The sequence below is a fragment of the uncultured Mucilaginibacter sp. genome (assembly GCF_903913935.1).
Taxonomy (GTDB): Bacteria; Bacteroidota; Bacteroidia; order Sphingobacteriales; family Sphingobacteriaceae; genus Mucilaginibacter.
In genome coordinates this window covers 1-11,013 of the sequence record NZ_CAIWNH010000451.1, presented here as the reverse complement: position 1 = coordinate 11,013, position 11,013 = coordinate 1, and the positions used below count along the sequence as shown (strand labels likewise).

At 43.1% G+C, this 11,013-nt stretch carries 12 protein-coding genes and 1 pseudogene; 3 read left to right on the top strand and 10 right to left on the bottom strand.

Features of this window, described 5'->3' with window-relative positions; all coding sequences use genetic code 11:
- On the top strand, positions 1 to 965 hold a 965-nt coding region (locus QZY09_RS18105), incomplete at its 5' end, for a transposase (RefSeq protein ID WP_295674651.1).
- A gap of 284 nt (positions 966 to 1,249) precedes the next feature.
- Here the strand turns inward: QZY09_RS18105 and QZY09_RS18100 are convergent.
- The 10 genes and pseudogenes from QZY09_RS18100 to ubiE form a co-directional block, all read right to left on the bottom strand.
- On the bottom strand, positions 1,250 to 1,768 hold the full coding sequence (locus QZY09_RS18100) for a biopolymer transporter ExbD (RefSeq protein WP_295674650.1): 519 nt from the start codon (positions 1,766 to 1,768) through the stop codon (positions 1,250 to 1,252).
- 337 nt (positions 1,769 to 2,105) lie between these two features.
- Complete coding sequence (locus tag QZY09_RS18095; protein WP_295674649.1) at positions 2,106 to 2,888, bottom strand: DUF6089 family protein; 783 nt, start codon at positions 2,886 to 2,888, stop codon at positions 2,106 to 2,108.
- 9 nt (positions 2,889 to 2,897) lie between these two features.
- Positions 2,898 to 3,779, bottom strand: coding sequence for an NAD kinase (locus tag QZY09_RS18090; protein WP_295674648.1), 882 nt, complete (start codon positions 3,777 to 3,779; stop codon positions 2,898 to 2,900).
- Between the two features lie 45 nt (positions 3,780 to 3,824).
- Positions 3,825 to 4,175: pseudogene (locus QZY09_RS18085) on the bottom strand (four helix bundle protein).
- 53 nt (positions 4,176 to 4,228) lie between these two features.
- Complete coding sequence (locus QZY09_RS18080) at positions 4,229 to 4,891, bottom strand: CBS domain-containing protein (RefSeq protein ID WP_295674646.1); 663 nt, start codon at positions 4,889 to 4,891, stop codon at positions 4,229 to 4,231.
- Position 4,892: 1 nt separating this feature from the next.
- Positions 4,893 to 5,660, bottom strand: coding sequence for an alpha/beta hydrolase (locus tag QZY09_RS18075; protein ID WP_295674643.1), 768 nt, complete (start codon positions 5,658 to 5,660; stop codon positions 4,893 to 4,895).
- 211 nt (positions 5,661 to 5,871) lie between these two features.
- A complete protein-coding gene (locus QZY09_RS18070) occupies positions 5,872 to 6,324 on the bottom strand; it encodes a GatB/YqeY domain-containing protein (protein WP_295674642.1) in 453 nt (150 codons plus the stop codon).
- Positions 6,325 to 6,415: 91 nt separating this feature from the next.
- On the bottom strand, positions 6,416 to 7,174 hold the full coding sequence (locus QZY09_RS18065) for an SDR family oxidoreductase (protein ID WP_295674641.1): 759 nt from the start codon (positions 7,172 to 7,174) through the stop codon (positions 6,416 to 6,418).
- Between the two features lie 165 nt (positions 7,175 to 7,339).
- Positions 7,340 to 8,071, bottom strand: coding sequence for an outer membrane beta-barrel protein (locus tag QZY09_RS18060; protein ID WP_295674640.1), 732 nt, complete (start codon positions 8,069 to 8,071; stop codon positions 7,340 to 7,342).
- Positions 8,068 to 8,799 carry a bifunctional demethylmenaquinone methyltransferase/2-methoxy-6-polyprenyl-1,4-benzoquinol methylase UbiE gene (gene ubiE / locus QZY09_RS18055; RefSeq protein ID WP_295674638.1) on the bottom strand — a complete coding sequence of 244 codons (732 nt, stop codon included), beginning with the start codon at positions 8,797 to 8,799 and terminating at the stop codon, positions 8,068 to 8,070. The genes QZY09_RS18060 and ubiE overlap by 4 nt, the downstream gene beginning before the upstream one ends.
- 474 nt (positions 8,800 to 9,273) lie before the next feature.
- Here ubiE and QZY09_RS18050 point away from each other — a divergent pair, with 474 nt between their 5' ends.
- Both QZY09_RS18050 and QZY09_RS18045 read left to right on the top strand, forming a co-directional pair.
- A complete protein-coding gene (locus QZY09_RS18050; protein ID WP_295674637.1) occupies positions 9,274 to 10,647 on the top strand; it encodes a Gfo/Idh/MocA family oxidoreductase in 1,374 nt (457 codons plus the stop codon).
- 217 nt (positions 10,648 to 10,864) lie between these two features.
- Positions 10,865 to 11,013 (top strand): GTPase (locus QZY09_RS18045; RefSeq protein ID WP_295674652.1); only part of this gene is annotated, 149 nt, incomplete at its 3' end.

Sequence of the window (11,013 nt, the reverse complement as noted above, 5' to 3'; positions counted from 1 at the left end):
GGGCGACCACATTTTTGGGCGACCACATTTTTGGGCGACCACATTTTTGGGCGACCACATTTTTGGGCGACCACATTTTTGGGCGACCACAAGGGTCGCCCCTACGGGAAATGATCATTTGGGAAATATTTGTCACGCATAAAAAGATATTTATGAAATACAACCCGGCTATTCATAACCGACGATCAATCCGGCTGAAAACATATGATTATTCAAAGGCTGGTTTATATTTTATTACATTTTGTGTTCAAAACAGAGAATTATTATTCGGTGCAATTGAAAATGATGTGATGTTTTTGAATGACGCTGGCAAAATGATATATGCCGAATGGGAAAAACTGCCGGAACGGTTTACCAATATTCAATTGCACGAATTTGTTGTAATGCCCAATCATTTTCATGCCATTTTAGAGATCGTAGGGGCGACCCTTGTGGTCGCCCGGGACACCCTTGTGGTCGCCCAAAATGCACATCACGAAGAAATAAAAAATGACGAAGAGGCACCCGTAGGGGCGACCCTTGTGGTCGCCCGGGACAACCTTGTGGTCGCCCAAAATGCACATCCCGAAGAAACAAAAAATAATGAAGACATACCCGTAGGGGCGACCCTTGTGGTCGCCCGGGACACGCCCAACGACAATGATGGGGCCATTGAATCAAATAATAATCCCACTGATGATCACAGCCAATCACCATCAGGGGCGACCACAAGGGTCGCCCCTACAGATATGGTTATACCTGCCAATAACACGCTGGGCGAAATAATAGGTGCGTTTAAATCAACAACCACGGTTGAATACATAAAAGGCGTAAAAAATTCAGGCTGGCAGCCATTTGATGGCAAGCTATGGCAGCGGAATTATTTTGAGCAGATAATCAGGAATCAGGAGGCTTACGAAAACATTACCGATTACATCATCAACAATCCATCCCAATGGAAAGAAGATAAGTTTTATAGAAAATAAATTTGTATGCAGCCCGTAAAAAAAGTTGAAATCGCGAAAGCGACCACCATCTATCTCTGGCTGCAATATCAAATTGGGCGACCACAAGGGTCGCTCTACCTAATATCAATAGGGCGACCACAAGGGTCGCCCCTACCGAATATCAATAGGGCGACCACAAGGGTCGCCTCTACCTAATATCAATAGGGCGACCACAAGGGCCAACCCTACCTAATATCAACAGGGCGACCACAAGGGTCGCCCCTACCTAATATCAACAGGGCGACCGCAAGGGTCGCCCCTACCTAATATAAACCTCTATTTTTTAAAAACCCAACGTCCTCCGGTGCTATCTTCGCAATAGCATAGGAAGGCACACGTTCATTATGTAATTCGTCTATCGTTTCAACCAGGTTATTATAAACGGAATGGTCAGATGGTTTGATGATCACAAATAAGCCTTTTCCCGTTCTTTTATATACCTCGCTTACTTTTGCTGCTATCGCTGCAGCCAATTCTTTACCATATTTTGCCTGTGCAGGCGTGGTTAAGGGTTTTGCCGCCATCCCCATGTACCAAACGGCCTGGTTGCTTTTGCCCAGGCAAACCGTCATTGTACCTGTTTCTGGCACGGGGCCTGCATCGTTACCAACGGGCATCGCCAGCGGCATCACCCGCGGTTTGGTTAATACGGTCGTCAGCATAAAAAAGGTAATAAGTAAAAACGCAAGGTCGACCATTGCCGTAAGGTCAACACGGGCAGGAATCCTCCTGGTAGCCCGGCGGCGTCCCGATTTTTCGGGAGTAGAATTTAGCTCAGCCATGATTATAAGTTTAAGGTTAAATAATTGGTTACCAGCAGCCCTCACGGATGCCGCTTATTAAACGTTAAACGTTCAATTAAAATACTTATTGCAACAATGATGCAATAAAAATTAAAATAAATTTGGGTTTATGACGGATAGAGTGGGTGATTTAAACGCAGAGATGAGGAGAAAACACTGAGTTCGCTGAGTTTTTAAAATTAACAGCCAGCTTATATATTCAAACACCTGTAAAAAATAAAATTATTCCTCTGTGAACTCCGCGCTTTCTCTGTTTCTCTGTGTTAAAAAACTTCTTTAATTGGTTCTTACACATTGAATTTATTGAGCCATAAATTTAGTGGAAATAGCACTTCTGGGTGAGAAATGTATAGGAGATGGTTACCTGTGTAAAAAAATACGTATCCCTGGGCTGCCCGTCACCGCGCTGTGTACCGGGTGCGCCGATATAAACACCCGTTTTTTCGCCGGAGCGGTCAGATAATTTTTCAGAAAGGGTATTATGCGCACTGTAATAATACTGGCCGCTTACATCATCCAGGTAATCGGTATTCGGATTACGGTAACCAATCTCAAACCCGAGGGTAAACTTACCTGTAAAATTGTATTTCATACCGGCCCCGTAAGGAATGGAAAATGCACTGGTTGAATAAGCCTTTTTCTGGCCCTCGGTAGCCATCGTGCTTAAATCATACTTTTGCCCCTTGTAAACTGTACTGGGTGAAAAACTAAGCGCGGCAACCCCAAGGAAAACATACGGGGTAAAACTATTTTTACCTATTTGAGGGATGTACTCCATAAAATTAAACTCGCCAATCACACTGATCTCGCTTAACGTGGTGGTGAAGCTCAAATTCCGTTGCCTGAATTGCGCGTTGGACGATTTGCTGTCATCTGCGCTGATGACCCCGTAGTTATAGTTCAATTTTGCTGAAAGATAGCCATCGAAATTTCGTTTTAAAAAGCCATTTATAGCAATGCCACTTACCTTTAGCGGGTTGCTGGTATTAAGGTCGCCCATATAGCCGGCCCCGCCTGCGCCACCGCCAATTTCCCAGGTTTGTGCCTGCGTGCTGAGCGATAAAAAGACCAGGAAAAGAAAAGGTAAAAATTTCGGCATCCGTCAAATTTAATAATTACGGGCATCCAGTCCCCACAAAAGTTTGTTTCTTAACGTAGATAAGTAACTTTCATTATTTAAACGGATAAGATTTAGCTGGAAACCTGCCTTTTTTACCTCGAAACGGATGGTTTTATCAATAGTGGCTGTCCGCGAATCGCAGGAAACCAAATAATTGGAACTGCGGCTTTCCACATCAAATGCCAGTGTACAGCTATCGGGCAAAACAATGGGCCTCACATTTAAATTATGAGGGGCAACCGGCGTAAGCACCAGGCTTTTTGATTCGGGATAAATGATGGGCCCGCCGCAACTTAACGAATAGGCTGTTGAGCCGGTAGCAGTTGAAATGATAATACCATCGCCCCAGTAGGAGTTTAAAAATTCGCCATTCAAAAAAACATGGGTAGTGATCATCGCAGCATCATCCCGTTTATGGATAGTGATATCATTAAGAGCGAAATTGTCTATGCCAAAAACCTCCGGGTAGGAGTTAATGCTGAGCAGTTCCCTGCTATCCAAAGTAAACTGCTTGTTTACCACAGCCCGGATAGCGCTCTCGATATCACTTTTATTGATGCTGGCTAAAAAACCAAGCCGGCCAAAATTGATCCCGATAACCGGGATCCCCGAATCGCGGATAAGGGTAACCATGTCCAGCAAAGTGCCATCGCCGCCCAGGGTTAAAAAAATATCGATAAAGCCTTTGATATTGTCAGCCGGGTCAAGTACGTTGTAGGTAATGGTATTCAGATTGTCCTTAAGGTAGTTGTGCAGCTGGTGATGCACATAAATATCCGCTCCATGAAGTGTTAGGTTATCAAAAACCTGCTGAATGAACGGAAGTACTACCGGATCATTAAATGGCCTGCCGTATATTGCTATCTTCATGGTTCATAGTTGATGGTTCATGGTTCATAGTAGGAAAGATCATGGTTAGAATGAGTTTTTTAGTGCTGTTATCATTTTAACGAGCACCTCATATTCCTTATACAGTTCATTAAATACATCGTCCGGTATATATTTTCTTCTTTTTGCTATAAATAAACAGCTTACTACTTCAATTGCCGAACGCAAAGAGTAACCGAGGAAAACCTTAAATACAGCCTTGCTTTGCCCTGTAGAACCTTCAGCTATATTTAATACAACTGAATCAGCCGCTCTCTTTATTTACGATGTTAAAATATTAATTTCTTCTTTAGGAAACGTTTTAGTTAATTGATTAATTTGCTCATCCAAGTCCATGGCTTTTTGCCAAACCTGCAAATCCTCGAATCTAAATGCCATTATCTAATTGCTTTTTTTCTGCCATGAACCATCAACTATGAACCATGAACTAATCAAAGATTAAGATAATTCATCAATGAATCGTATCTCTCCTTTGAATTATTAATATCGCCGCTGTGATTAAAAGTGGCTTTGATGACGTACTCGTATCTTAAAAAAGTAGATAAAATGGCTGATATATCCTGTTTGTTTATTTTAAGCGTTACCTCCATCCGGGTTGAATCGGGGAAAGTGCGTACATAGCTACTTAATATCTGCGCATTGTCTGACTCTACGATCTGGGCCATATGCGCCAGGGAATTATTTTTATTATCTATCTCCAGTACAATGATACCTCCCGGCTGGTCAACAGAGGTAAGCTTTGCAAAATATTCAGTAAGCGTACCCAGGGAAATAAGGCCCAGATAATTGTTTTTATCATCCAGCACCGGCAAAACGGTAAGCTTCTGTTCGTAAAACGCCCGGATCACATCATAAACGTGCTGGCCTTCCAGCACATAGGGGTTTACCAATGAGAGCGACAAGGCGCCCACGTTGGTTTCATAATCGGTTTCCCCGATCAGGTCATCTTCGGAGATAAGGCCTAAAAACTGCTCTTCGTTTACAATTGGCAGGTGCCTGATACGAAATTCCACCATCCGGTCAACCACCTTCTGAATCGTATCAGAAGTAGTAACCGGTGGAATCACATCAGCAACTAATTCAATTGCAGTCATTTTATACCCTTATTTTTACTTTTTCCAAAAATCCCTTTAACAAGACATTAAACTCATCGGGCCGTTCCATCATCGGTGCATGCCCGCATTTGTCGATCCAGTGCAACTCGGCATCCGGCAGTTCCTGGCTAAATTCAATGGCCACTTCAGGTGGTGTAATTTTATCATTTCTTCCCCAAATTAACGAAACGGGGATCGTTATCTTATGCAGGTCGTTTTTCATGTTATGACGAATAGCCGATTTAGCCATTGCCAGTATCCTTATAACGCTGTGCCTGTCATTTATTATCCTGAAAACGTCGTCAACTAATTCTTTTGAAGCAACCTCCGGATCGTAAAATGTAAATTCAACCTTCTCCTTTACAAAATCATAACTGCCACGGCGCGGAAAAGTTCCACCAAAAGCATTTTCATATAAGCCCGAACTTCCTGTCAAAACCAATGCTTTCACTACCTCGGGGTGTGCCAGCACGTATATTAACGCTACATGGCCTCCCAACGAATTCCCGAGCAGCGTAACATCCTTTAATTTTTTATGCTTAATGAATTTATGCACAAATTTTGCAAGGGTTTTAACACCTGTCGTTAACAATGGCAAATCATAAATCGGCAATATCGGGATGATGACCCTATACTCCGAACTGAACTCTTCAATTACTCTGTCCCAATTGCTTAATGCACCCATTAAGCCGTGTAATAGCAGTAAAACTTCGCCTTCGCCCTCATCGATATAACTAAAACCGTTTTCCTCTTTAAGCACGAACTCCATATAAATCAGTAAAGTTTAAATTCCTTAGTTTCCGGCAAATTCAAGTTTTAATATTATTCCAAATATTTGCCGGTATAAAAATAGCTTATTGCATTTGAGTTACAACAATTATTTTGGTATTAGTTGATTAAGTTAGATGAGTTGATCAGGTTGATTAATTTTTTTTGTATTAACTAACAACCATTCAACTTAATCAACTTAGTAAACTCCATCAACTGCCTAAAAGCTTCTTAACAACCTCTGATATTGTCCTGCCGTCAGCCTTGCCTGCCAGTTCTTTATTGGCTGCGCCCATCACTTTACCCATATCTTTTACTGAAACAGCGCCTACCCTGCTGATCAGTCCTTTCAAAAAAACTTCAACTTCCTCTGTACTCATTTGTTTGGGCAGATATGGCTCAATTACCCGCATTTCCTCCATCTCAATTTCATAAAGGTCTTCCCTGTTTTGAGCCTTATAAATGTCTGCCGACTCCTTGCGCTGTTTGATCAGCTTTTGCAGTACTTTTATTTCGGCCTCCTCGGTCAGTTCTTCGGCCGCGCCTTTCTCTGTCCTTGCTAAAAGCAAGGCCGATTTTATTGCGCGTAAGCCCCTTAAACGGTCGGGTTGTTTGGCCAGCATGGCTTGCTTGATGTCCTGGTCTACCTGGTTAATGAGTGACATGTTTATAATGGTTGAATTATTGATTTAGTGAATTAGTGATTTATTTCGGATGTCGGATTTTCGATGTCGGATTTGGCAATAAAAAAATAGCCTACTTCCTCGAAATTATAGTTGCCGAAGCCTGGGCCGTTGGCATAATGGTTAATTCGTTAATGTTTACATGGGCCGGGCGCGATACCACGAACCAGATCGTTTCAGCAATATCATCGGCGTTCAAAGGTTCAAACCCGTCATAAACTTTTTTTGCCCGATCTTTATCCCCCTTAAACCGCACTTCCGAAAACTCTGTTTCCACAGCACCCGGGTGAATCGCCGTAACTCTTATACCATGGCTAACCAAATCTGTCCGCATGCCCTTGTTTAAAGCATCAACAGCAGCTTTGGTAGCGCAATACACATTGCCATTGGGATAAACTTCTTTCCCGGCGATAGAACCCAAATTTACAATATGCCCGGTTTTATGCTCAATCATCCAGTTGGAAACCACTTTACTCACATAAAGCAATCCCTTTACATTGGTATCGATCATCGTGTCCCAATCATCGTAACTTCCGTTTTGAATAGGATCAAGTCCCTGGCTCAGCCCGGCATTATTGATCAAAACGTTTACTTTTTTCCATTTTGCCGGCAGCTCTTCCAGGTTGCTGATCACCTGTTCCCTGTCGCGCACATCAAATGCACATACTGCAATTTCAGTATTGTATTTGGCATTCAGTTTTTTGGCCAGTGTATCCAGCCTGTCGCCGCGCCGGCCTGTTAATATTAAATTATAATGCTCGCGGGCAAATAAATGCGCACAAGCTTCGCCTATCCCTGAGGTGGCTCCTGTTATTAATGCAATTTTAGTCATATATATACTTAACTAACGCCGCGAAATTATGTTTTTTTATCGGGATAACTTGTTATGGCCGGTTCATAGTTAAATCATTCATATTTCATAGCATTCTTTTCGAACCTTGCTTTTCTCTGATCCCTAATACCAATGACTTAATGACTTAATGACTCAATGACCTTTTTACTCGAAATATAAACTAAACATAATGGTATGCAGCGACAGCTTGCTGATGGGGGCCGAAAACGGCTCATTGCCGGGCGCAAGCACATTACCAAATGAGTTGGATATTTTTATTTCGGGTGATAGCTTAAAAAACTCGAAATAAATATCGCAGCCCAGCCCCGCTTCCCAGGAGCCGAAACCGCTTAAATTTTTAACATTGCGCGAAAGCGGGTCGATATTGGATTGATCCTGCCCCCTGCCAACTGCCTGCGAATATTTGATGCCACCCAACATATAGGCCCTGAAATCCTGGATCCTGTCTGACTTTAGTTTAAATTCCAGGGGAAGGTCGACCGTAGTGGTTTGGACAGACTTGGTTACATTCTGCGAAGGCGTATCATAGGTGTAATACAGGGAACGATCAGCAAAAATCAATGAGGGGGTTATCCGGGCTTCAATATGATCGGTTAAGCGATAGCGGGTAATAAAACCGATAGCAAAACCAGGTGTGGAATTTGAAGTTATACTATTTACGGAATCAGTGATATAACGGTTAACGCCCGGGTCAAAGTAAGGGTTGCGCCAATTGGGCTTTTTAACAATTTTATAATAGTTGTTTACGTAGCTGAAACAAAAACCAAAGCTAAGGTCGTTCTGATCGGCACCGCCGCCCCATGCAGGGGCCTGTGCCAGCAACAAATTACTGCATAAAAAAAATAAAATAATGGTTAGGTACCAGGTTTTAATCATTTAATACCAGTATATATTGAACAGATACCAAACGCTAAGGGGCGGCATTTGGTATTTTTAAAGCCTGTTTTATCCATCAATGCAACAAATGTTTCCCCATCCGGAAAAGCAGCTACCGATTCAGGCAGATAAGTGTAGGCCCTTGCGTCTTTTGAAAATAGTTTACCTATTGACGGTGTAATATAGTTGAAATAAAATTTATACAGCTGTTTTACCGGGAAAACTTTAGGTTTTGAGAACTCCAGCACCACTGCTTTTCCGCCGGGTTTTAATACCCGCTGTATATCGGCCAGTCCTTTTTCAAGGTTTTCAAAATTGCGCACCCCATAAGCAACAGTTACAGCATCAAAAATATTAGCTTCAAAAGGCAGCTTTTCCGAGTCGCCCAATTTTACTTCAAACCTGCCGCTTTCATTGCGCTTATCAATTTTTTGCTGCGCGACATCCAGCATCCCGCGCGAAATATCAACCCCGATAATTTTGTCGGGCTTTAATATAGACAGTGCCTCAAAGGCAAAATCGCCGGTACCGGTAGCAACATCAAGGATTAATTTGGGCTGCAGGCTTTTCAATTCGTTGATAGCTTTTTTGCGCCAGATGATGTCGATGCCCAGCGATAAAAAATGATTTAGAAAATCGTAGGTTTTGGAGATGTTATTAAACATATCGGCCACCTGTTCTTTTTTGGTGCCCTGGTCTTCATGGTACGGAACTACAGTTTTGCTCATTGGTGGCAAAGATAGTGATAAGGTTGATTGGTTGATTAAGTTAGATTAAGTTGATTAAGTTTCTCAACAAAAATGACATTGCGTGGGATTAACTTTTCGATTGCGGCATTACTCGATTGCGGAATGCGGAATGTCGAATGCAGAATGTTTTGATTCGGGATTTTCGATTTCGGAATTCCTGAGGAATTTGAAATGTAACATCAACCACACGGGACACGAAGAGTTTCACAAGGGGACACAAAGACTAAGGTTTATCGGGAGTCTCCTTTCCTTTATGAACTTTGTGAAGCCTTAGTGCCCCTTGTGGTAATTATATAGCAACACAAGCAAAAAGCCCGAAATTCAGATTCGAATAATTATCTTTTTAAAAAAATTTAAAATGTAAGTATAAACTTCTACCTTTCACTATTGCTGGTTATCTCACCATGATTCCCGCAATACCAATAAATCTATAACAGACCTAACTATTGTTTTATGAAAGAGTCACCAGAGTCCTCCCGGAGAGGTTTCATTAAAAAATTGGGCACCGCCTCCGCAGCGGTAGCCATTGGATCAAACGTATTTGCCCGTGATACCAAAACAGGCTTATTTACTTACCTCAAACGTACTGATAGTGTTAGCGCAAACGACCGCATCAATATCGCTTTAATAGGCGCTGGCGGACAAGGTTCGTCTGATACCGAAACCGCATTGCAGATTCCGGGGATCAAACTGGTGGCTGTTTGCGATCTGTACGACGGCCGCCTTGCCGATGCCAAAAAACGCTGGGGCGCTGATATTTTTACCACAAAAGTTTATAAAGAGATCCTGGCAAGGCCTGATGTGGATGCCGTCATCATTGGCACACCCGATTTTTGGCACCAAACCATTTCTGTCGACGCCATGCATGCCGGCAAACATGTGTATTGCGAAAAACCAATGATACACAATATTACCGAGGGCCCCGCGATCATTAAAGCACAAAAGGAAACCGGTAAAGTTTACCAGGTAGGCAGCCAGGGGGTATCGTCCTTAGGCAACGAAAAAGCAAAAGAATTATTAAAAGCCGGCGCCATTGGCCAGTTAAATTATGCCGAAGGCTTTTGGGCCAGGCGCGGCGCGGTGGAAGTTTGGGAATACCCGATCCCGGCGGATGCCTCTCCGCAAACTGTTGACTGGGAAACGTATGTGAGCAATACCGTTAAACGGCCCTTTGATGAGAAACGGTTTTTCAGGTGGCGCAATTATGTTGACTACGGCACCGGCATGGCAGGCGATCTTTTCGTCCACCTGTTCTCCAGTCTGCATTTCATCACCGGCTCGCTGGGTCCGCAAAAGGTATATGCCTCCGGCGGTTTGCGTTTCTGGCATGACGGCCGCGAAGTACCTGATGTTTTGCTGGGCACCTTTGACTATGGGGAAACCCCGGTTCACCCGGCGTTTAACCTGAGTTTGCGGTGTAATTTTGTAGACGGTACCAGCGGCACCACCTATTTAAGGTTGGTAGGCAGCGAAGGCGCTATGGACATTACCTGGGACGAAGTCGTATTGAAACGGAATAAAAATGCCCAGTCAGACGATCCTTTCTATGCCGAAAAAATGCGCAATGCCGGTCCTGGCGAAGTACACCGAAAACAAATGCTGCCCCCTGAGGCCATTACCTATTCTGCGGAAAAAGGTTACCTCGGCGGACCATATGACCATTTTAATAATTTCTTTAATGCCATCAGGAAAGGCGGCCCTGTAGTGGAGGACGCTACTTTTGGATACCGCGCCGCCGCCCCTGCTTTGTTGTGTAACGACAGCTATTTTAAAAACGAAGCCATGCATTGGGATCCTGAGAATATGCAGGTGGTGAAAAAAGGGTAAGGTTTTTGTCTGAACTATGATTTTTAGGATTACCAGGTTGATTTTCATCCTGGAATCCTAAAAATCCTGATTCAGAAACGTTCGGCAATCCATCAAACTCTTCTTTCGGACTTCCGGACTTTCGGACCAATCTCTAATCTGCAATCACCAATTTGCAATTAAGTAATTCCGAAATCGAAATTCCGAAATCCGAAATCAAAAAACCTATCTTTGCCCGATGATCATTAAATCAGCCGACTTTATTTGCAGCAATACGCAAATCTCTAAACTACCGCCGCCGGTAAAGGCAGAGTATGCTTTCATCGGCCGCTCAAACGTAGGCAAATCATCGCTGATCAATATGCTGGTCTCCAAAAAAGGGCTGGC

Bases quoted from the DNA above. Each gene is read 5' to 3' on its own strand.
- QZY09_RS18075 (WP_295674643.1), bottom strand. From the start codon at position 5,660: ATGGAGTTCGTGCTTAAAGAGGAAAACGGTTTTAGTTATATCGATGAG.
- QZY09_RS18095 (WP_295674649.1), bottom strand. From the start codon at position 2,888: ATGCCGAAATTTTTACCTTTTCTTTTCCTGGTCTTTTTATCGCTCAGC.
- QZY09_RS18050 (WP_295674637.1), top strand. From the start codon at position 9,274: ATGAAAGAGTCACCAGAGTCCTCCCGGAGAGGTTTCATTAAAAAATTG.
- QZY09_RS18100 (WP_295674650.1), bottom strand. From the start codon at position 1,768: ATGGCTGAGCTAAATTCTACTCCCGAAAAATCGGGACGCCGCCGGGCT.
- QZY09_RS18060 (WP_295674640.1), bottom strand. From the start codon at position 8,071: ATGATTAAAACCTGGTACCTAACCATTATTTTATTTTTTTTATGCAGT.
- QZY09_RS18065 (WP_295674641.1), bottom strand. From the start codon at position 7,174: ATGACTAAAATTGCATTAATAACAGGAGCCACCTCAGGGATAGGCGAA.
- QZY09_RS18080 (WP_295674646.1), bottom strand. From the start codon at position 4,891: ATGACTGCAATTGAATTAGTTGCTGATGTGATTCCACCGGTTACTACT.
- QZY09_RS18090 (WP_295674648.1), bottom strand. From the start codon at position 3,779: ATGAAGATAGCAATATACGGCAGGCCATTTAATGATCCGGTAGTACTT.
- QZY09_RS18070 (WP_295674642.1), bottom strand. From the start codon at position 6,324: ATGTCACTCATTAACCAGGTAGACCAGGACATCAAGCAAGCCATGCTG.
- ubiE (WP_295674638.1), bottom strand. From the start codon at position 8,799: ATGAGCAAAACTGTAGTTCCGTACCATGAAGACCAGGGCACCAAAAAA.